Origin of the sequence: Promicromonospora thailandica (assembly GCF_024171955.1) — a bacterium.
Taxonomy (GTDB): Bacteria; Actinomycetota; Actinomycetes; order Actinomycetales; family Cellulomonadaceae; genus Promicromonospora; species Promicromonospora thailandica.
The window spans coordinates 99688-121649 of record NZ_JAMTCS010000005.1 but is presented as its reverse complement, the minus strand read 5'-3'; the positions used below and the strand labels follow the sequence as shown (position 1 = coordinate 121649).

Genomic DNA, 21962 nt, shown 5'->3' with positions numbered 1-21962 from the left:
GACATGCACCTCAACCGGGGCGGAGCCCTGGTGGGATGCACCTTCCGCTACGACGCCGCGTACCTGCGCGACCCGCGCGCCTACGCCCTGTGCCCCGAGCTGCCGCTCAGCCCTGGGAACATCCCGTCGGGCAGCGACCGGCCGCTGTTCGGCGTCCTCGCCGACTGCCAGCCGGACCAGTGGGGCCGCACCCTCCTGTTCAACGCCGAGCGGCGCGCCGCGCGCGCGGAGGGCCGCGGGTTCATGACCCTCACCGAGGTGGACTTCCTGCTCGGCGTGCAGGACGAGACCCGCCTGGGCGCGCTGCGCTTCTCCCTGGACGGGGGCAAGACCTTCATGGGACCGCCGCGTGCTGAGGTCCCCGACCTGGTGGCCCTGCCGGCGCTGACGGACGCCGCGGACGCCGTCGCGCAGCACCGGGAGACGGATCACGACGTGCGGCTGCTGGTCGCGGCCGGGACCTCCATGGGTGGCGCCCGGCCCAAGGTGACCGTGAAGGACGACAAGGGCGACCTGTGGATGGCCAAGCTGCCCGAGAGCGGCGACCGGTGGGACGTGCAGGCGTGGGAGTACCTGACGCTGCGGCTGGCCTCCGACGCCGGCATCGAGGTGCCGGTGGCGCGGCTGCACCGCATGGGCCCAGCGCGGTCCATCCTGTTGACCCGCCGGTTCGACCGGCGGCCGGACGGCGGCCGCATCGGCTTCCTGTCCGCCGACAGCCTCACGCAGAAGGCGTTCTTCGAGGTCATCGACTACCGGACCCTCGCCGAGACGCTGGCGGACCACTCGGGCCGGCCGGCCACGGACGGGCACGACCTGTTCCGCCGTGTGGCGTTCACGCTGCTCGTACGGAACGTGGACGACCACATGAAGAACCACGGGTTCCTGCGCCGGCCGGACGGCTGGTCGCTGTCGCCGCTGTTCGACGTGAACCCGAACCCGTTCGCCGTCGCGGAGTCCACGCCGCTGCGCCCTGGTGGGTCCCGCATCGACCGCGACGTGCGGGTGCTGCTGGCCACGGCTGACTCGTACGGGCTGCGGCAGGACGACGCCCGCCGGGTGCTCGCCGAGGTGGCGACGGCGACGTCGGGCTGGGTCCGCATCGCGCGCGACATGTCGCTCCCGGACGAGGAGATCGCGCTGATGGCGGAGGCCTTCGAGAACCCGAACCGCGACGAGGCCCAGGCGGCCTGAGGGCGGAGATACGCTCGGGAGATGAGCGGCAACACCCGACCCATCGAGGCCTCCATCCGCACGGACTTCCGCGACGAGATGGACTACGGCTCCTACCTGGGCCTGGACGAGCTCCTGTCGGCCCAGCATCCGATGAGCGACCCGCCCCACCACGACGAGCTGCTCTTCATCATCCAGCACCAGACCACCGAGCTCTGGCTCAAGCTGGTCGTGCACGAGCTGCGCGCCGTGCGACGGTTCCTCGACGCCGACGACCTGTCCCGCGCCCTGAAGGGCCTGGCCCGCGTGAAGCACATCCAGCGCACGATCACGGAGCAGTGGTCGGTGCTGGCCACGCTCACCCCGAGCGAGTACGCGGAGTTCCGCGGCTCGCTGGGTCAGTCCTCGGGCTTCCAGTCGCACCAGTACCGCGCCGTCGAGTTCCTGCTCGGCAACAAGAACGCCGGGATGCTGCAGGTCTTCCGGGACAAGCCCGAGGTGCACGCGCAGCTCGCCCAGCTCCTGGACGAGCCCACCGTGTACGACGCGTTCCTGCGCCTGCTGGCCCGGCGCGGGCACAAGGTTCCGGCCGAGATCCTAGACCGCGACGTCACGCAGGCCTGGACCGAGCACCCGGAGCTGACCGTCGTCTTCAAGACGATCTACGAGGACCCCCACGCTCACTGGGAGCTCTACGAGGCGTGCGAGGACCTGGTCGACATCGAGGACGCGTTCCAGCTCTGGCGCTTCCGCCACCTGCGCACCGTGCAGCGCACCATCGGCTTCAAGACGGGCACGGGCGGCTCCAGCGGCGTCGGCTTCCTCAAGCGCGCGCTGGACCTGACGTTCTTCCCGGAGCTCATCGCGGTGCGCACCGAGATCGACGGCCCGCTCGGTGCGTGATCCCGCCCCGGTGACGCTGCCCGGCGTCGTCGACCGCCACGTGCACCTGGGTCTCGTCGACGCCGCACGACTGGCGGACGGTCCCGTCGTCGAGGTGCACGACCTGGGCTGGGACCCGGGCGAGGTGCGCGCCTGGGCGACCACGCCGCCGTCGGGCGTACGGGTGCGGTACGCCGGGCCGTTCCACACCGCGCCGGGCGGCTACCCGAGCGGGCGGTCGTGGGCGCCGGACGCCGCGGTGCGGCCCGTCACCTCGCCGCAGGACGCCGCGGCCGCGGTGGCGGACGTCGTCGCGGCGGGCGGCTTCGCGGTCAAGGTCGCCCTGCACGCGGGAATGGCCCTGCTGCCGGACGACGTGCTGCGGGCTCTGGCCTCGGTGGCTCACGCGGCCGGGCTGCCGGTCCTCGTGCACGCAGAGGGACCCGGGCAGGTGACCCGCGCGATCGACGCAGGGGCGGACGTTCTGGTGCACGTGCCGTGGACCGAGACGCTGCCCGACGAGGTCATCGCGCGGGCGGTCCACATGACCTGGATCTCGACCCTGGCGATCCACGACGGGCCGGGCCGACCGGTGGCGCTGGAGCGGGCGCTCGACAACGCCCGGCGCTTCGCCGCGGCGGGCGGCACGCTCGTCTACGGCACGGACATGGGTAACGGTCCGACGCCGGTCGGGGTGAATGAGCGCGAGATCGAGCTGCTCGGAGAGGTGGGGCTCACGGGGGAGCCGCTGCTGCGCACGGTGCTCGGCCCGCCGTCCGCCCCGGCGCTGACGGCGACGCTGCCGGTGCCGGAGACGGCGGCGGACCTGATCGTCTGGCTCCGCACATCCCGCCGAAGTAGAACCGCAGCGAAGTAGAACCGCAGCGAAGTAGAACGCGAGCCTGCGTTCTACTTCGCCACAGTTCTACTTCGCCACAGTTCTACTTCGCCAGGGTTCTATCTCGGCGGGGTGGGGGGTGGGTCAGTTGCGGGTGATCGTGAACGTCGTCGTGTCGTTCACGATGTCGCGGTAGTTGTTGCTCAGGGTCAGGTTGTTGAAGGTCGCCGAGCCGACCGCCGGACCCTGCCCCGCCTCCGGCATCGGGTTGGCCCAGATGCCGTAGCCCGACCGCGCGTCGTACTCGTCACCGCTGCGCTGGGCGCCCGTGATCGAGACGTCGGTGAACACCGTGTCCTGGATCGGGTTCACCGGACCGCCGTTCTCGTACTGGGTCTGGAACATGATCCCGGAGTACGTCGGGTCCACGATGTCGAGGTCGTTCACCCGGATGGCCCGGAACGCCTCCGACGCCGAGAACAGCCACACCGCCGGGAACACCTGCGCGCCCCAGAAGTGCCCGCCGGAGCGCACCACGGAGATGCCCTCGAAGGTGGTCGGCGCCGGGCCGAAACCTTCCATCGGGTACCCGAAGTCCAGCGAGCTGATCGTCACGCCCGAGTACACGAGCGTGTCGGCGATGTAGATGTTGCGGAACGTGTTGTCCTGCCCGCCGTAGACCGCCAGGCCGGCGGCCCGCCAGGTGTTCGTGGAGGTCAGGTTCTCGAACACGTTGCCCCGCTGGCCGCTGCCCCCGGCGTCGGTGGCCGCGAACAGCGCGAACGAGTCGTCGCCCGTGCCGCGTGCCTGGTTGTTGTGCACGTGGTTGTTCGCGCTGCCGTTGGTCATGTTCAGGGCGTCGGCGAACGTGTTCCGGATCCGCGAGTTCTTGATCTCGGACCCGTCCATGTTGGCCGCCCAGAACATGCAGATCATGTGCTCGACCCAGATGTCGTCGATCGTCATGTCCGAGACGTTCGCGAAGTCGAACACCTTGCCCGGGCCGTCGATCCGCGAGGTGTAGTTGCCGAAGTACGCGAACCCGCGGAACGTCGAGCCGTTGGCGCTGGACTCCGCGCGGAACCCGATGTCGGTGTTCTCCTGGCCGGCCGGCGCGTGGAACCGCGTGAACCACGGCCCGGCGCCCACGACCTCGACGGCCTTGCCGTAGACCTGGAACTTGTTCGAGGTCTGGTAGTCGCCCGCCGGCAGGTACACGCCCGCGAGGGTGCCGGTCGTGTCCATCCGGAACCGGTCCAGCGCGTTCTGCACGTCCTGGTGCGTGAAGCCCGCGGGCTGGATGTACCGCGCCGGGTCCGGGTTGGCCTGCGCGCTCACCTGCTCCAGGTCGACGAAGTCGACCGTGTACGGCCCCGGGTTGCTCGCCGTCTTCTGCAGGCGGATCGTCGACCCGGCCGGGACGTTCCGCCCGAGCAGCGCGTTCGCCTCGTCGTAGATGTGCCGCGGGGCGCCCTGGCCGGGCTGGTTGCCCGGGCTCGCCTCATTGCCGTACAGCCAGGCGTACCGCGAGGTCAGGTCGATGTTCTTGACGAACTGCCCGTCGACGTAGACGCCCAGCGAGCCGCTGGTGCCGCCGCCGCCCGCGGCGTCCGGCATGGAGAACCGCACCACCAGCGAGTTCGTGGCGGCGCGCGTGGTCCACTCCACGTACGAGCCGGTCTGGCCGAGCGTGACCGCCCGGCGTCCGGAGGCCTCGCCCGCCAGGTCGCCCACCACGCGGTTCGGCCCGACGGCGGTCGCCCCGCCGCCCGCGACGCCGTCCTCCGCCTCGTAGGTGTCGAACGGCATGTTCGCCCCGCGGCCGATGAACAGGGACCGGGTCGCCTCGTTGTTGGCGCGCTTGGCCGCGACCTCCGTCGGGTCGGCCGCCGCCGTCACGGTGACGTCGAAGGAGCCGTCGGCCGCGGTCCAGGTGCCCAGGTTCACGCTCTGGCTGGTGCCGCCCGCTGCGATGACGCCGGAGACGGAGCCCGTCAGGGTGCGCACTACGGCGCCGGAACTGCTCCGGAGCACCACGGTCAGGTCGTGCGAGCCCGACGACGTGGCGAGCGTGCCCCGGTTGGCGATGTTCGCCGAGAAGGTGACGGTCTCGCCCGCGGCCGGGGTGGTCGGGGTCCACGTCACGGTCGGCACCAGGTCGGAGCTCGCGACCTCCGTGACCACCAGCGGCTCCGGCCGCGTGTAGCCGTTGTCCGCCTCCGACTGCTCGGCCACGCCGCCCGACGCGTCCACGACCGCGCCGAGCTCGTACGAGCCGGCGGCCCGCGAGCCGACGTCCGCCGTCACCGTCGCCTCGGCGCCCGCGGCGAGCGCGCCCACCTGGCCCGTGCCCACCTCGTCGCCGTCGAGCGTGAACGACACGTCCGTCGCCGCCGACGCCCGCGTGCCGATGTTCTTCACCGTCGCCGACAGGGTGACGTCGTCCGACTCCGTGGGGGACGCAGGGTCCGCGCTCACGCCCGTGACCGTGAGGTTCGGGTTCGGTGCGGCCTGGCCGAACACCTGCAGCTCGGCGACCTGGCCGTTGCCCGACCCCGTGTTCGCCGTGAATCGCAGGCGCACCTCGCGCGCGGTGCCCGAGACCGGCACCGTCACCGTGTTGCCCGTCGCGGGGGAGAAGGCGTGCCCGGCCGACGGCGCCAGCGTCGTCCACGCGTCCCCCGACCCCGTGCGGCCCTGCACCTCGAAGGTCTGCGTGCGCGGACCCCACGCCGCGGCGGGGGGCACCTTCACGACCACGCCGCTCAGCTCGGCCGCCGACTCCAGCGTCACCGCCAGCGTGCTCGGGTACTGCCCACCGGCACCCTCCCAGTAGGTCGCCGTGTCGCCGTCGGTCGCGTTGGCCGCGACGTACGTCCACTCCGTCGACGACGCCGCGGCCGGCCGACCCGCCGCGAGGTCGGTGCCCTCGACCGGCCCCTCGGGACCGGGCCCCGCGCGCGTGCCGCGCACCTCCAGCTCGGACAGCTGACCGGCCGGCCAGCCCGTGTTCGCCGTCACCGCGACCCGCACGTACCGGGCTGCGGTGTCCGGCACGTCGATCGTCACCGTGTTGCCCGACGCCGGGTCGAACCGACGCTGGGCGCTCGCGGCCAGCGTGGTGAAGGACGACCCGTCGGCTCCGGCCTGGATCGAGAGCGTCTGCGTGCGCGCCTCCCACCCCGCGGGCAGCTTGAGCACGACCTCCTCGACGGTGGCACCCGCGCCGAGGTCGACCTGGGCCCACTGCGGCAGGCTGTTGTTGGTCGACTCCCAGTACGTGGCCTGGTTGCCGTCGGTCAGGTTGTCGGCCAGGTAGGGCGCGTTGCTGCTGCTCGCCGCCGCGGCGGCACCCGCGGAGAGGACGACGGGCGCGGCGGCGGCGGTCACCGGCACGAGGGCCGCCGCCGTCAGGGCGGTCGCGGTGAGCACGGACAGGAGTGCGGGTGCACGTCCGGGTCTGCGCACGCGGGCGTGCGCGCGGTGTGGTGCAGCGGAGCGGAACATCGTCGTCCCCGATCTCCCGTCGTCGTCGACGGGTGTCGTCACCAGGTGCGTGGGCTACTTGCTGTGCGGTTGTAGATAATCGCGCAGGCTCTTGTCGAGTTCTTGCGTGCGGATGGCTCGGACATTACTGACGGGCTCCCGGGGCGTCAAGGGTCCTGACGGCACCGTGCGGGCAGCACGTACGCTCGGCCCGACCCGAACGACCAGGAGCTCTCGTGACCGACACCGCCCCGCAGGCCCACCAGGCCGACCTTCTCGCGAACCTGCCCGCCGCACTGCGCGACCGCGCCGCGGCCCTCGACGCCGCCGACCCGCTGGCGCACCACCGCGACCTCTTCGCCCCGAGCGAGGGGCTGATCGCCTACCTCGACGGCAACTCGCTGGGCCGGCCGCTGGCCGCCAGCCGCGACCGGCTGGCGTCGTTCGTGGACGGACCGTGGGCCGCGCGCCTGATCCGCTCGTGGGACGAGGGCTGGATGGACGCGCCCACCGAGCTCGGCGACGCCCTTGGCCGCGTGGTCCTGGGCGCCGCGCCGGGGCAGACCGTCGTCGCCGACTCGACGACCGTGCTGCTGTACAAGCTGGCCCGCGCCGCCGTCGCAGCGCGTCCGGGCCGGGGCGTGATCGTGGCCGACACCGAGAACTTCCCCACGGACCGCTTCGTCCTGGAGGGCATCGCGGCCGAGCGCGGCATGGAGCTGCGCTGGATCACGCCCGACCCCGAGGCGGGCGTCACGCCGCAGGAGGTCGCGGCCGCCGTCGGCCCGGACACCGCGCTCGTGCTGCTCAGCCACATCGCGTACAAGTCCGGCTACGTGGCCGACCTGCCCGCGATCACCCGGATCGCGCACGACGCCGGGGCGCTCGTGCTCTGGGACCTGTGCCACTCGGCGGGCTCGGTACCGCTGAGCCTGGACGCCGACGGCGTGGACATCGCCGTCGGCTGCACCTACAAGTACCTCAACGGCGGGCCGGGCTCGCCCGCGTTCGCCTACCTGGCCGCCGGCCTGCAGCACGAGGTGCGCCAGCCGGTCCAGGGCTGGATGGGGTCCGCCGACCCGTTCGCGATGGGCCCCGGGTACGAGCCGGCGCCGGGGATCCGGCAGCTCGTCAGCGGCACGCCGCCCGTGGTCGGGATGCTGCCGATGCGCGACATGCTCGCGCTGATCGAGCAGGCGGGCATGCCGGCGGTGCGCGCCAAGTCGCTGGCCCTGACCGGGTTCGCCATGGACGTCGCGGACGAGTACCTGCCGGGAGTCCGCGTGGCCTCGCCCCGCGACCCGGAGCGCCGGGGGAGTCACGTCATGCTGGACCACCCGGACTTCCGGCGGGTCGTCGCGCAGGCGTGGGAACGGGGCGTGATCCCGGACTTCCGCCCGCCGCAGGGCCTGCGCGTGGGCCTGTCGCCGCTGAGCACGAGCTTCACGGAGGTCGCGCTGGGCCTGTGGACGATCCGCGACCTCCTGGGCTGACGCCGGCCGTCCATCACCTTCGAGACCGAGGTTGCTTGCCTCTGGAGGCCCGCACAGCGAAGAAACCTCGGTCTCGAAGGTGATCCGGGCGGGGTGGGCCGGGGGCCCGGCGGGGTCGCGTCAGGGGCCGTCGGCGCCCGGGAGCTCGCGGCGGACCACCTTGCCCGTCGGGTTGCGGGGCAGGACGTCGAGGAAGTGCACGTCGCGGGGCAGCGAGAAGCGCGGGAGGGTGCCCCGGAGCCGGTCGACCAGGGCCTCGGCGGTCAGGGCCGCGCCGGCGTGCAGCACCACGTACGCCGCGAACCGGTGGCCGAACCGCTCGTCGGGCACGCCGAGCACCGCCACGTCGGCGACCTCGGGCAGCGCCGCGATCGCGTCCTCGACCGGGCGGGGGAAGACGTTCTCGCCGCCCGAGACGATCATGTCGTCGGCGCGGCCCAGCACGAAGAGGCGGCCCTCGGCGTCGAGCCGGCCACGGTCGCCGGTGGCCATGAGGTCGCCGAACATCGGCTTGCCCGTGCCGTTGGTGTACCCCTCGAACAGCATGCCGTTGCCCACGCAGATCTGGCCGACGGCGCCGCGCGGCACGGGCCGGCCGTCGTCGTCCAGGATGCCGATGCGGGTGCCCAGGGGCGGGCGGCCCGCCGTCGTCGGCTCGGCGGCCAGGTCCGCGGGCGTGGAGATGGAGGCCCACGAGGCCTCGGTGGAGCCGTACAGGCCGTACAGCACCGGGCCGAACTCGTCGAGGAACCGGGTCACCTGGTCGGCAGGCATGGCCGAGCCGGAGTAGGCGACCACGCGGAGCGACGACGTGTCGTGCCGGGCCTTGACGTGCGCGGGCAGGTCGAGGATGCGCTGCAGCATGACCGGCACCGCGACCAGCGCGGTCACGCGCTGCTCGGCGATGGTGCGGAGCGTCTCCTCGGGGTCGAACCGGCGGGGCAGCACGAGCTCGGCGTGCAACGCCATGCCCAGCTGCAGCGCGGCCAGCCCCCAGGTGTGGAAGATCGGCGTGGTGATCATCATCCGGTCGCCGGTGCGCAGCGGGATGACCGACAGCAGCGAGGCCGCCTCGCTCAGGCCGTGCGGGTGCGGGCGGCGGGCGCCCTTGGGGGTGCTCGTGGTCCCCGACGTCATGACGACGGTGCGGCCGGGCCGGTCCGGGACGGGCACCCGTGCGGCGGTGCCCGCGGCGACGAGCCCGGCCAGGCCGGAGGCGCCGTCGTCGGCCCAGGTGCTGCGGACCTCCAGGTCCTCGGGCAGGTCCGGGCAGCGGTCCAGGAACTCCTGGTCGGCGAGCAGCAGGGCGGGCCGCTGCTCCGCGACGACCGCCGACACCTGCGCCGGCGACAGGCCCGAGTTGAGCAGCAGCGTGGTCGCCCCGAGCTTGGCCAGCGCCACCATGGACTCGACGAGGCCGCCGTGGTTGCGGCACAGCAGCGCGACGGGCGTGCGCGGGCCGACGCCGAGGTCGCGCAGGGCGTTGGCCAGACGGTCGGTGCGCTCGTCGAGCTCGCGGAAGGTCGCGCTGCGCTGCTCGTCGACGAACGCGGTCTGCTCGGGCGCGCGGACCGTGCTGGCGCGGTAGCCGCCCGCGATCGAAGGCCCCCAGGTGAGCAGCTGCCAGATGGCGCCCAGGTCCCGGTGCACGCGCGGGCCCGGGGCCAGCACTCCCGACCGGACGAGGTGGTAGCCCTGGTTGAGCAGCGTCTGCCGGCGCTCGACCTGTGCCGGTCCGTCGTCCCGCGTCCTTGCGGTGTCGGTCATCACGTCGCACGCCCCCTGTGGCTCGCGGCTATTGCAGTCGCATTCAATAGGAAACGGGCGAAAGAGGCAACCCCCGGGTGCGGGTCGGACCCCAGCCCGATCCGCTTCGAGACCGAGGTTGCTTCGCTGTGGTGGGCTTGAAAGCGAAGCAAGCTCGGTCTCGAAGGAGAGGAGGGGGTCGAAGAGCGGACGGCGGTGGCCGCGGTCAGGCCAGCGCGACCGCCAGAGCGCCCAGCGCTCTCAAGGTCTCCTCCGCCGCCGGCTCGTCGTAGCCGCGGGTGCACACCGCGACCACCAGGGCGTCCGGGCCGGGCTCGCCCACGAAGGCGACGTCGTGCCGGATGCCGTCCACCCAGCCCGACTTGGACCCGAAGGGGACGCCGGCGGGCAGCCCGGCCGTGAGCTGCCGGTCGGTCTGCCGGCCCAGCAGCTCGCACATCCACGCCGTGCGCTCGGGGCTCGCGAGGCGGCCGGTCACCACGGCCGACATGAGCCGGCAGAGGTCGGCCGCCGTGGTGCGGTGCGACGCCCCGGCCTGCTCCGCCGCCAGGTCGGAGTACTTGCGGCCGAACGTCGAGCGGGCGGCCCCGGCGTCCGCGAGCACCTGGTTGACCGCGGCGAGGCCGACCCGCTCGGCCACCATGTTGGTCGCCTCGTTCGAGGAGACGGTGACCATCCGGTCGACGACGTCGGCCAGCGGCATCGGGGTGCCGTCGGGGGGCAGGCCGGTGTCGACGTCGTCGGGCTCGATCGTGTACTCGCCCGCGCCCGGGACCTGCGACGTGAAGGTGCGCGTGGCGAGCAGGGTCTCGTCGATCCGTGCCGCCCCGGCGTCGAGCGCGCGGGCCGCCGCGGCCAGCACCGCGAGCTTCACCGTCGAGGCCGCGTAGAAGTCGAGGTCGTCCTGCCGGGCGGCGAGCACCTCGCCCGACGCCCGGGCCACCCGGTACGCCACCACCGGGATGCCGTCGCTGTGCGTGCCTGTGGACACCATGTCGCTCTCCTTGTCCGGGATGTCGGCTCGTCCGGGAGGTCAGCCCGCGGCCTCGCGGACCACGTCCGCCCAGCCGCCCACGAGCGCGCGCGACTGCGCCTCGTTCTCGGCCGCGTGCTCCATCGCGGCGGCGGCCAGCGCCGCCCGGTCGATGCCCTGCTCCGACAGCGCGGCCTCGTCCCAGGTCGCCACGCGCTCCGGGCGCGCCTCGGGGTGGAACTGCAGGCCCCAGGCCGCCTCGCCCACGCGGAACGCCTGGACTCGGCAGGCGTCGCTCGAGACCAGCAGCGTGGCCGACGGCGGCAGCGCGGTCACCGAGTCCTCGTGGTTCTCGATCATCCACAAGGGGCTGCCCGGCCGGGCCACAGCGCCGAACACCGGGTCGCCTGCCGCGGCGGGCAGCACCGTGAGGGCGCACATGCCGCGCTCGGTCTCGCCCGAGCGGGCCGTCACGCCGCCGCCCGTCACGTGCGCCAGGAGCTGGCCGCCGAGGCAGAGCCCGAGCAGCGGCACGCCGTCGTCCAGGGCCTGCGTGGTCAGCCGCCGCTCGTGCGCGAGGAACGGGTGCGCGGCGTCGTCGTCCGGCATGAAGCCGCCGCCGAGCAGCACCACGCCCGCGAACCCGTCGAGCGTCCCGGGCAGCTCGGCCGCGGGCGTCAGCACGGGGTCGAGGCCCTCCTCCGGGAGCAGCTGCTCCAGCCGGCCCATCGAGCTCGTCGGGGAGTTGAGCACCACCAGGACGCGCGTCATGACTCGACCCCCGGCGCGGCGAGCTCACGCGCGAAGTGGCACGCCGCGACGTGGGTCGCCGCGTCGCCGTGCGGCACGAGCGCGGGCGTCTCGGTCGCGCAGACGGTGGGCACCGGGCGCGACCCGGGGGCGTCGGACCGGGCCTCCGGCAGCGTCGGCGCGAGCCAGCAGCGCGTGTGGAACGGGCAGCCGGACGGCGGGTCGACGGGGGAGGGCGGGTCGCCCTCCAGCACGAGGCCGCCCGGCTGTGCCGCGGCGCCCGCCGTCGCCCGCACCGCGGGGTCGGGCACGGGTACCGCGGACAGCAGCGCCTGCGTGTACGGGTGCCGCGCGGTGTCGTAGACGGGCTGCTCCGGCCCCTGCTCGACGATCCGGCCGAGGTACATGACGGCGACGTCGTGCGCGATGTGGCGCACCACGCCGAGGTCGTGCGCCACGAACAGGTACGACAGGCCCAGCTCCTCCTGGAGGTCCTCCAGCAGGTTGATGACCTGGCCCTGCACGGACACGTCGAGCGCCGAGACGGGCTCGTCGCAGACCAGCACCTTGGGGCGCAGCGCCAGCGCCCGGGCGATGCCGATCCGCTGCCGCTGACCGCCCGAGAACTGGTGCGGGTACCGGCTCGTGTGGTCGGGGTCCAGGCCGACGAGCTCCAGCAGCTCGCCCACCGCCGCACGGCGTCCGCCCGCGGGGTCGATGCCGTGGATCGCGAACGGCTCGCCCACGATCTCGCCCACGGACATGCGCGGGTTCAGCGACGTGTACGGGTCCTGGAACACCATCTGCACGTCGCGCCGCAGCTGCTTGCGGCCCGCACGGGACAGCGTGCTGACGTCCTCGCCGTCGACGAGCACCTGCCCGCTCGTGGGTGTCTCGATGCCGACGAGCACGCGGGCCAGCGTCGACTTGCCCGACCCCGACTCGCCGACCAGCCCGAGGGTGCGGCCGCGCTCGAGGGTGAGCGAGACGCCGTCCACGGCCTTCACCGCCGCGACGGACCGCCGCAGCAGCCCGCGCCGTACGGGGTAGTGCTTGACGAGCTCCCGCACCTGCAGCACCGCGTCACTCATGGTCACCTCCGGGAACCTGCTCGTCGAACGGAGGAGTCGTCGGCGTCTCGGCCGCCTGGGGCCGATCATCCCTACGTTCGGCGGCGCGTGGCGGGCGGTTCGCGAGGACGTCGGCCGCGAAGTGGCACGCCGAGAGGCGGGCCGGGGCCGGGCTGGTCAGCGGCGGCACCGCGGTGCGGCAGAGGTCCTGCGCCACGTCGCAGCGCGGGTGGAACGGGCAGCCCGACGGCCGGGCGGCGGGGCTGGGCGGGCGCCCAGGGATCACGGGCAGGCGCCGCCGTGTGCCACGGTCGGCTCCGGCTGTCGACGGGATCGAGCGCAGCAGCGCCCGCGTGTACGGGTGGGCCGGTGCCGCGTAGATCGGCCCTACGGGCGCCTGCTCGACCGCGCTGCCGGCGTACATGACCGTCACGTCGTCGGCCACACCGGCCACGACGCCGAGGTCGTGCGTGATGAGCACGAGGCCCATCCGCCGCTCCGCCTGGATCTCGGCGAGCAGGTGGAGCACCTGCGCCTGCACGGTGACGTCGAGGGCCGTGGTGGGCTCGTCGGCGATCAGCACCTCGGGGTCCATGGCCAGCGCGGAGGCGATCATGACGCGCTGCCGCATGCCACCCGAGAACTGGTGCGGGTACTCCTTCACGCGGGCCTTCGCGTTCGGCACCTTGACGAGGTCGAGCAGCTCGATCGCGCGGGTGCGGGCGTCGGCCCGGGAGAGGCCCCGCCGCGCGCGCAGCGCCTCCGTGAGCTGGTAGCCCACGGTGTGCACGGGGTTGAGCGCCGCCAGCGCGTCCTGGAACACCATGGCCACGCGCTCGCCGCGGTACGCGCGGTGCTGCCGGGGCCGCAGGGCGAGCAGGTCGGTGCCGGCCAGCTGGGCACTGCCCCGGGTCACACGCGCCGTCGGCGGCAGCAGACCCATCACGGCGAGCGACGACACCGACTTGCCGGAGCCGGACTCGCCGACGATCGCGAGCGTGCGCCCGGCCTCGACCCGGTAGGACAGGCCGTCGACGGCGCGAACGACGCCGTCCGACGTGCGGAACTCGACCACGAGGTCGGTGACCTCCAGGAGCGGCTGTGCCTTCGGCTCGCCTTCGCTGCGCTCCGCGCCGGGCGAGTGCCTCGTTCCTCGGCCCTCACCCTCTGCTGCGCTCCGCATGCGGCTCGCGGCGCTCATGCGGCCAGCCGGGGGTCGAGGGCGTCGCGCAGCGCGTCGCCGAGCACCACGAGCGCCAGCACCGTCGCGACCAGGCACGCCAGGGGCGCGAGCAGGATGTGCGGCGCGCCGCCGAGCACCCACTGCGAGCCCTGCTCGATCTGGATGCCCCAGCTCGTGGCGGGCGGCCGCACGCCGATGCCGAGGAAGGACAGCACGGCCTCGGCGCTGATCACGCCCGCCACGGAGGTGGGCAGCAGCGCGGTCACCGTGCCGATGGCGTTCGGCAGCACGTGCCGCACCATGACGCGCAGGTCGGACGCGCCCAGCGAGCGTGCGGCCGTGACGTAGTCCAGGTTCTTCGCCTCCAGCGTGCTGGCCCGCACGTAGCGGGCGTACGGCATCCAGCCGAACAGGATGAGCACCACTGCGGGCAGCAGGATCACGTTGAACGTGCCCGCGCCGAGGTCGACGCCCTTGAACAGAGAGAGCACCAGCAGCGCGGCCAGCAGCAGCGGGATCACGAGGAACACCTCGACGGTGCGGGACACGAGGTAGTCGACCCAGCCGAGGTAGAAGCCGGCGAGCAGGCCGAGCGTCACGCCGATCAGCAGCGAGACGCCGACCACCACGACGGCGAGCAGCAGCGACGGCCGCACCCCGTGCACGAGCGTGGCCAGGACGTCGCACCCGAGCGCGTCGGTGCCCAGCGGGTGGTCGCCGCCCCAGCCCTGGGGCGTCGTCCGCGCCTCCCGGATGGGGCACGTGCGCGGGCTGGTGCTCGTGAACAGCCCGGGGAAGGCCGCCATGACGGCGAAGAACAGCAGCACGGCGGCCGCGATCACGGTGTCCGGCCGACGGCGCAGCGTGCGCCAGGCCTCGGCGAGCGGGTTCGACGCCGAGACCCGCGGGGCGGTGGGGGCGGCGTTCACTGCGTCACTCATAACGGATCCTCGGGTCGAGCAGGGCGTAGGCGATGTCGACGAGGATCATCACCACGACGGTCACCGCGGCCAGCAGGGTCACGACGCCCAGCACCAGGCCGACGTCGTCGTTGCGGACGGCCTCCCACAGGACGCCGCCCATGCCGTAGATGTTCATCAGGCCCTCGGTGATGACCGCGCCGCCGAGGGCCTCGGCGAACGTCAGGCCGACCGCGGTCACCACGGGCACGGACGAGTTGCGCACCACGTGGTGCACGACGACGTGCCGCTCGCCCAGGCCCTTCGACCGCGCGGTGCGCACGTGGTCGCCCTGGTAGGACTCGAGCTGGCTGGCCCGGACCAGGCGGATGAACGCCGCCGAGCCGGCCAGGCCGAGCAGGATGCCGGGGACGAGCACGGTGGCCCACGGGTGGTCGGCGTCGAAGGACGGCTTGAACCAGTACGGCGGCCAGCTGTCCTCGCCGAAGGTGCGCTCGGCCCAGCCGTGCAGGGGCACGGCCACCACGTACCGGTAGACGATGAGCAGCACGAAGACCGGGAACGCGTCGATGAGCACGGACGTGAGCCGGATGCCGTGGTCGCCCGCGGAGCCGCGCCGGCGGGCCGCGAGGGACCCGAGCAGCATGCCGAGGGCCAGCCACGTCACCAGGACGACGCAGAACAGGCGGAGCGTGTTCGGTGCCGCCGTGGCGACGATGTCGGAGACCTCGCGGCCGCGCAGGTTGGTGCCGAAGTCGCCCTGGGCGTACTGGCCGAGGCGTTCGACGAACGGCCCGAGGCAGGGGTTGCCCACCTGGTCGTAGCAGGGGTCGTCGAGGCCGAAGCGCTCCTCGACGGCGGCGATCTGCGCGGCGGTGGCGACCTTGTCGCCGAAGAAGGCCTGGGCCGGGTTGCCGTTGAGCTGGATGGCCACCGTCGTGAGCAGGTGCAGCAGGAGCATCACGAGCAGCAGCGTGCCGACCGCCTGGACGGCACGGCGGAGGATGTAGCGCCCCATGGGGTCCTTCCGGGGGGTATGGGGACCCGCCGGGCCCGTCGCAGTGCGACGGGCCCGGCGGCGGTGGTTCGTGCTACGCCGCGACCTCGACGGCGCGCAGGATCGGCGCGCCCGAGAACGGGTTGAGGACCACGTTGGTCAGGCGCTCGCTGTAGTACGTCGCGCTGAAGCTCCAGCGGAACGGGATGGTCGGGAACTCCTCGGCGAGGATGGCCTCGGCCTCCTGGTAGAGCGCCACCGACTCGTCGAGCGACGGGGCGGCGGCCGCCTCGTCGAGCTTGTCCTCGAACTCCTTGCTGTACCAGCCGAACTGGCTGTCCTGCTCGGAACCCGCGGCGTAGAAGCTGAGGTAGTTCTCGTTCAGGGGGTAGTCCGGGAACCAGTTGTTGCGGAACACGCCGTCGTAGCCGTGCTCGGCGCGCGTGGTGAAGTAGTCCGGGTCGACGTTGAGCTCGTAGGGGATGCCGAGCACCTCCTCGATGGAGTTGCCGATGGCGGTGAAGTACTCCACCTCGGCCTCGTCGTCGCCCAGGCTGATCTGCAGCTTCTCGCCCTCGGGCCAGCCGCCCGCCTTCTCCAGCGCCGCCTTGGCCGCCTCGGGGTCGTACGTGCACCACTCGCACGTGCCGGCCTCGCCGCCGGGCACACCGCCCGGGACCACCCACGAGTCCGCGGGCGTGGCCTGACCGCTGCCGAGGGACGAGATGATGCCCTCGCGGTCGATCGCCATCGAGATCGCCTTGCGGAACTCGATGTCCTGCCACGGGCCGTCCGTGTAGAACGAGAAGCCGAGGTAGGTCAGGGCCGCGCCCGGCGCCTCCACGTAGCGCTGGGAGAGGTCGGGGTCGTTCTTCGCGGACTCGACCTCCGCCGTCGGCGGGAAGGACAGGTCGAGGTCGCCGGCCTTGAAGTCCGCCCACCCGGCCGTCTCGCCGGTCGCGTACTCGGTCCAGTGGATGGCGTCGTAGCCCGGCGTCTCCTCGAGCGGGTAGTCGGCCCACTTCTCGGCGGTCAGCTCCTGGCTCTGCTGCCACTCGGTCACCTGGAAGGGGCCGTTGCCGATGGGCTGCTTCGAGCACGTCTCGACGTCGTCCAGGCACTCCTGGGCGATGGGGAAGAAGCCGGTGTAGCCGAGCATCGTGGCGAACCCGGCGAACGGCGAGCTGAGCGTGACCTCGAGGGTCAGGTCGTCGGTGACCTCCACCCCGGAGAGCTCGTCGGCGGCGCCCGGCGTGGTGATGTTGCCGTCGTCGTCGGTCTCGGGCTGCATCTCGTCGTAGCCCTCGATGATGCTGAAGAAGTAGTTGCTGTACAGGCCGTTGTCGCCGTCGGCCGTGTAGTTCCAGGAGCGGGCGAACGCCTCGGCGTCGACGGGTTCACCGTTCTGGAAGGTGAGGTCCGGCTTGATCGTGATGGTCCAGACCGTGTTGTCGTCGTTGGGCTCGATGGACTCGGCCACGTAGTTGTACGGCTCGGTGGTCTCCGGGTCGTACCGGACCAGGCCGTCGTAGACCACGTCCAGCACGCTGATGGGGTCGTAGGACCCGGCGTCACCGGGGAACAGCGTCTCCATGTCCTGGCTGATCCAGGTCTCCAGGGTGACCGGACCGGCGTCGTCGTCGGTGTCGCTCGGGCTGCACCCGGCCACGGTCACGGCCACCACGGCCGCCCCCGCGGCGAAGGTAGCGATGCGGCTCTGCCTCACTGATTGCCTCCCAGGTCGTCTCCCCCGGTTCAGGGCGGGGAGATGTGGACCATATCGCCACGAACGCAGGGGCGCCTGGAAAATCGTGTTAACCGTCTGTAACGATTGCCCCGGTCTCCTTCCGTGCAACGGCGCACGGAAGGAGACCCGGGGCGTCACGTCAGCAGACGCCGAGGTCCCGCCACGGACCCCACGGCGCGCCCGAGGGCTCCTGGTTGCGGCTGTACCACTGCGCGGTCCACCGCCGGCCCTCGTGCACCACGGTCTCGCCGCCCTCGTACACCGCCGACGCCGTCCACGCCGGGTACGTGCCCGCCGCGCAGACCTGCGGCGCGCCCACCTCGGCCCAGGGACCCCACGGCGAGGCGCCGGGCACCTGGCCGCGCGTCCACCACATCGCGCTGAACACCGCGCCGGCGTGACTCACCTGGTCACCCGCGGTGTAGACCGTGCTCGCGGACCACGCCGGCACCGGCGGCGCCGTCGGGCCCACGAGCTGCCCCACGCCCCAGCGCGCCGTCGACTGGTAGCCCGCGCCCGTCGGGTCGGCCCAGTTGCGCACCGCGGTGCGCGCGCCGTCGGTGGCGTCGTTGACCTGGAAGTCCAGGCCGTGGAACGTGCCCTGCCCGCCGTACTCCAGCAGGTCCACCGCCAGCTCGACCCGGTACCCGCCGTCCGTCGGCGTGGCGGCGCTCGTCACGCGGGCGCGCTGCGCCGCCTCGTCGCCCGTGCCGAACGACACCGCGTTCTGCGCCGAGACCCGGATCTGCGTGTCGTCGGCGCGGTAGCCGCCGTTCTTCGCGTTGCCGCCGTCCACGTACACCTCCAGGGAGTCCTGGATCCACGGGTCGGAGCCGGACACGTCGACCACCGGGTCGGCGACGTCGGCCAGCACGTACAGCGTGTCGTCCGCCCACAGCGTGCGCACCGTGGCGACAGCGCCGCCCGAGCCCTCGACCTCCTTCTCGGTCGTCACGGCCGGACCCGCGGTCTCCCAGACGTCGTCCACCGCGCCGTCGACCACGGGAGCCTCGCCGGCCTGCGCGACCTCGACGTACGACAGCTCCTCGACCAGCGTCAGCGTGCCCAGCGCGCCCGGTGAGTTCCACCCCGTGGTCTCGCCGCCGCTCGTCACGCGGACGTCCAGGTCCGCGGTCGCGCCCTGCTCGAGCGTGGCCGGCAGGTGCGCGACGACGTCGTAGCCGCCCTCCCGCTCGGTCACCAGCGCGCCCTCGGCACCCCCGGCGCGGTCGACGGTGAGCTCCGCGTCGTCGAGCGCCAGCGTCACGCCGTCGCCCGCGCCCGCCGCGGCGTCGTCCACCGTGACGTACGCCGTGAGGTGGTCCGGCGCCCAGCGGAGCTGGAAACCGGCCTCGCCGCCGTCCGGCGCCGCGAAGGCGTGCAGCGGCAGGCGGTCCCAGACGGGCGACGACGTCGCCGGGCCGTCCAGCGGCACATCACCCGCGAACACGTTCGCCGTGCGCAGCCGCGCCGGCAGCTCCGCGCCCGCCGCGCCGAAGTAGGCGGGCTTGGCCTGGAACCGGTCGTCGAACAGCAGCGGTGCGCCGCTGTCCACCCGCCACGACCGCCCGTCGGTCAGACCCCACACCGTCACGCTGAACAGGTCCTCGGCGTGCGCGCGGAACACCTCGAACGCGTCCCGGTAGTAGTACCCCTGGTCGATCAGCCGCGCCTGCGTCACCGGCGTGCCCGTCGTGACGTCGAGCTCCGTGACCGCCTGCGTCACCGGCAGGTCCGCGAACCGCTCCAGCGCGCCCTCCAGCGCGTTGACCGGCATCGCGAGCGACACGTGGAACTGGTGCCCCACGCCGTCCACCGGCACGCCACGCTCCAGCAGGCGCTCCACGAGCGCGCGGTACCGGTCCTGCTTGCCGCCCTGCTCGGTGTTGTAGTCGTTGATGAACAGGGTCACCGGACGCGCGCTGCCGGGTGCCGCGTACGTCTCGTTGAACGCCTCGTCCGCGTACGCGAACGCGAGGTCGATGAACTCCTCGCCCAGGATCCGGAACCACTCGCTGCGGCGCAGGCCGTCCGGGTTCTCCCCGCCGTCGGACACCACCTCGTTGACCACGTCGAACGCCACCAGCGGGTTGGTGTCCGAGCCGAACGGGCCGTAGTCCGCGGCCAGGTTCTCCGCGACGCCGAAGACGTGGTCGCGCAGGCGCTCGCGGAGCACCGTCCGGCTCGCCTCGTCGGCGGTCAGCGGCTCGCCGGCGTCGTCCTGGAAGAACCACTCGGGCGTCTGGCTGTGCCAGACGAGCACGTGGCCGTAGACGCCGAGGTCGTTCTCCTGCGCGAAGTCCATGAGCGCCGTGGCCTCGGGGTGCCGGCGCAAAGTGCGGTCCTCGTCGTACCAGGCCTCGGGCTTCATGTGGTTCTCGGGCGTGATCCGGCCGAAGTGCCGGTCGAGCAGCTGAGCAGCCGCACCCGTGGTCTCCCGGCTGTCGATCGCGACGCCCACGGGGAAGTCGACGGTGTCCCGCAGCGGGGGCAGGTCCTCGATCAGCGGCGGCTCCGGCTCGGACACGACGACGTCGTCGACGAGCAGGTCGCTCGTGTTGCCGCCGTTGTAGGCGGTCTCCAGGTAGAGCAGGGCGCTGTCGTGCTCCGGCATGGTGAACGAGCCCTGGACCCGGGTCCAGCCGGTGCTCGTCAGGCCCGTGAACTGCGCGAGCGTCGAGAACGTCTGCGCGTCGCCCACCGTGCTGGCCAGGCTCAGCCAGACGTCGCCGGGCGTCTGCCCCGCGGGGAACCGGATCCACGCCGAGACGTCGTACGTGACGCCCGCCCGCAGCACCCCGGTGACGTCGCGCCCGATACCGTCGCCGGTCGTCTCCCGGCCGGTGAGCGCGGCCGAGTACGTGCTCTCGTGCGCGTCGGCGTCCGTGACCGCCAGGCTGAAGCCCGAGGATCCGGAGCCGTACCGCGGGACCCACCCGCCGAGCGTGCCGTCCTCGAAGTCGGTGCTGATCACCGCGCCCGTCGACGGCGCGGGCGTGCCGACCGGCAGCGTGAACTGCCAGCCCGCGGCCAGCCGCTCGGTGACCACCGTCCGCACGGCGGCGAGCGTGCCCGCGCGGTCGCCGCCGCCGTCGTGGGCCAGGACGAGCTCGCCCGGCACCATCGCGGCGCGCAGGTTGGCCGTGAGCGTGGGCACGTCCTGCGTCTCCCAGTCCGCGATGGTGTTCCGCACGGCCAGCGGCTGCATGCCCAGCTCGACGGCCACCTGCGGGGTCATGCCCCACGAGCCGTTCGGCGCGCGCCAGAACGGCACCGGGTACCCGGGGTCGCCGAGGGCGTCGCGGATGATGCCCAGGTTCTCGACCAGGTCGGCGCGCACCTGCTCCGCGGTCCAGGACCCCATGTCGGCGTACGACGTCGAGTGGTTGCACAGCACGTGGCCGTCGTCGACGATCCGGCGCAGGATCTCGGCGCCGCCGTCGGCCTCGATGTTCTGGCCGATCACGCAGAAGACGGCCGTGAGGTCGTGCTCGGCGAGGAAGTCGAGCAGGGCCGGGGTGGTGCCGGGGTTCGGGCCGTCGTCGAAGGTCAGGGCCGCGACGTCGCCGCTGCCCTGCGCGGCGTACACCGGGGTCGGCACGGGGTCGACCGCGCCGCCGGGGACGACGTCGCCGTCGGCGGCCGCCGCGGACGGGGCCGCCAGGAGCGGTGCCGCCAGGAGGGTCGCGACGGCCAGCGCGGCGACGCCCGGCTGCATGAAACGATTTCGGGACGGACGGGATGTGAAACGATTTCGATGACGCATGCTGCGCTCCCTTGCGCGTGTGTCTCTCTTCGGGGGCGAACGCGCGGGGCGACGGTGCCACGGCGAACGTGCGCCCAGGCTACCGAGCACGCACGTCCAGGTCGAGACCTGCCCCCACCCTGGGCCCCAGCCCCCGCGCGTCGAGGTCGGTCCCTCGTGGCGAGGTCGGCACAGGCCTGTGCCGACCTCGCCACGACGGACCGACCTCGACGGTCGCGGCGGAGCGCGTCAGGGGGAGGGGAGCTCCTTCAGGGTGCCCTTGGCGATGCGGAGCCGGCGCGGGGCGCGGCGGGCGACCACCGAGTCGTGCGTGACCAGGACGATCGTCAGCCCCTGGTCCTTCCACAGCCCCTCGATGAGGTCCACGATCTCGTCGCGCGTCTCCTCGTCCAGGTTGCCCGTGGGCTCGTCGGCCAGCAGCACCTTCGGGTTCTTGACCAGGGCGCGTGCGATGGCGACGCGCTGCTGCTGCCCGCCCGACAGCTCCCCGGGCAGGTGGTCGCCCCGGTCGCCCAGTCCCACGGCGTCCAGCGCCGCCTGCGCCCGTGAGGTCCGGGTCTGCCGGGCCACCTTCGCCGGCACGAGCGCCGTCTCGACGTTCTCCAGCGCGGTCAGCGTCGGGATCAGGTTGAAGGTCTGGAACACGAAGCCGATGGTCCCGGCGCGCGCCGCGGTGAGCTGCGCGTCGGTCATGCCGGCCAGGTCGGCGCCGTCGAGCGTGACGGTGCCGGAGGTGGGGCGGTCCAGCCCGCCCAGCATCTGCAGCAGCGTGGACTTGCCGCCGCCGGTGGGGCCCTGCACGGCCACCAGCTCGCCCGCGCCGATGGTCAGGGACACGCCGCGCAGCGCGCGCACCACGCGGCGGCCCTGCTGGTAGGTCTTGGTCACGTCGTCGATCTGATACATGTCTGCCTCTC

General features: G+C 73.0%; 15 protein-coding genes. 4 read left to right on the top strand and 11 right to left on the bottom strand.

What is annotated here, in order from left to right; translation table 11 throughout:
• The first annotated feature begins 3 nt into the window (after positions 1-3).
• From APR03_RS09345 to APR03_RS09335, 3 genes are read left to right on the top strand one after another with little or no spacing between them, the layout of a single operon-like run.
• On the top strand, positions 4-1194 hold the full coding sequence (locus APR03_RS09345) for a type II toxin-antitoxin system HipA family toxin (protein WP_253835011.1): 1191 nt from the start codon (positions 4-6) through the stop codon (positions 1192-1194).
• Between the two features lie 21 nt (positions 1195-1215).
• Positions 1216-2076 (top strand): tryptophan 2,3-dioxygenase, encoded by an 861-nt coding sequence (gene kynA, locus APR03_RS09340; protein WP_253835009.1) that lies wholly within the window; start codon positions 1216-1218, stop codon positions 2074-2076.
• A complete protein-coding gene (locus APR03_RS09335) occupies positions 2069-2932 on the top strand; it encodes an amidohydrolase family protein (RefSeq protein ID WP_253835007.1) in 864 nt (287 codons plus the stop codon). Before kynA ends, APR03_RS09335 begins: the two co-directional genes overlap by 8 nt.
• Positions 2933-3037: 105 nt before the next feature.
• Here APR03_RS09335 and APR03_RS09330 read toward each other — a convergent pair whose 3' ends face one another.
• Entirely contained in the window at positions 3038-6325 is a 3288-nt protein-coding gene (locus APR03_RS09330; RefSeq protein ID WP_253835005.1) for a discoidin domain-containing protein, read from the bottom strand.
• Positions 6326-6615: 290 nt separating this feature from the next.
• On the opposite strand from APR03_RS09330, the gene APR03_RS09325 reads away from it, so the two are divergent.
• A complete protein-coding gene (locus tag APR03_RS09325) occupies positions 6616-7872 on the top strand; it encodes a kynureninase (protein WP_372494817.1) in 1257 nt (418 codons plus the stop codon).
• Between the two features lie 120 nt (positions 7873-7992).
• Here APR03_RS09325 and APR03_RS09320 read toward each other — a convergent pair whose 3' ends face one another.
• The 10 genes from APR03_RS09320 to APR03_RS09275 form a co-directional block, all read right to left on the bottom strand.
• A complete protein-coding gene (locus APR03_RS09320) occupies positions 7993-9639 on the bottom strand; it encodes an AMP-binding protein (protein WP_253835003.1) in 1647 nt (548 codons plus the stop codon).
• A 205-nt stretch (positions 9640-9844) separates the two neighbouring features.
• Entirely contained in the window at positions 9845-10633 is a 789-nt protein-coding gene (locus tag APR03_RS09315; protein ID WP_253834994.1) for a serine hydrolase, read from the bottom strand.
• 39 nt (positions 10634-10672) lie between these two features.
• On the bottom strand, positions 10673-11383 hold the full coding sequence (locus tag APR03_RS09310; protein ID WP_253834992.1) for a type 1 glutamine amidotransferase: 711 nt from the start codon (positions 11381-11383) through the stop codon (positions 10673-10675).
• Positions 11380-12453, bottom strand: coding sequence for an ABC transporter ATP-binding protein (locus APR03_RS09305; protein WP_253834990.1), 1074 nt, complete (start codon positions 12451-12453; stop codon positions 11380-11382). Before APR03_RS09305 ends, APR03_RS09310 begins: the two co-directional genes overlap by 4 nt.
• Positions 12446-13633: an ABC transporter ATP-binding protein gene (locus APR03_RS09300; RefSeq protein ID WP_253834988.1), complete on the bottom strand. Its 1188-nt coding sequence runs from the start codon at positions 13631-13633 to the stop codon at positions 12446-12448. The genes APR03_RS09305 and APR03_RS09300 overlap by 8 nt, the downstream gene beginning before the upstream one ends.
• Positions 13630-14556, bottom strand: coding sequence for an ABC transporter permease (locus tag APR03_RS09295; RefSeq protein WP_253834986.1), 927 nt, complete (start codon positions 14554-14556; stop codon positions 13630-13632). The genes APR03_RS09300 and APR03_RS09295 overlap by 4 nt, the downstream gene beginning before the upstream one ends.
• On the bottom strand, positions 14549-15553 hold the full coding sequence (locus tag APR03_RS09290) for an ABC transporter permease (protein ID WP_253834984.1): 1005 nt from the start codon (positions 15551-15553) through the stop codon (positions 14549-14551). Before APR03_RS09290 ends, APR03_RS09295 begins: the two co-directional genes overlap by 8 nt.
• A gap of 73 nt (positions 15554-15626) precedes the next feature.
• Positions 15627-17258 carry a peptide ABC transporter substrate-binding protein gene (locus APR03_RS09285; RefSeq protein WP_253834981.1) on the bottom strand — a complete coding sequence of 544 codons (1632 nt, stop codon included), beginning with the start codon at positions 17256-17258 and terminating at the stop codon, positions 15627-15629.
• Between the two features lie 160 nt (positions 17259-17418).
• Positions 17419-20997 (bottom strand): endo-1,4-beta-xylanase, encoded by a 3579-nt coding sequence (locus APR03_RS09280; RefSeq protein WP_253834979.1) that lies wholly within the window; start codon positions 20995-20997, stop codon positions 17419-17421.
• Positions 20998-21273: 276 nt separating this feature from the next.
• On the bottom strand, positions 21274-21951 hold the full coding sequence (locus APR03_RS09275) for an ABC transporter ATP-binding protein (protein WP_253834977.1): 678 nt from the start codon (positions 21949-21951) through the stop codon (positions 21274-21276).
• Between the last annotated feature and the right edge of the window lie 11 nt (positions 21952-21962).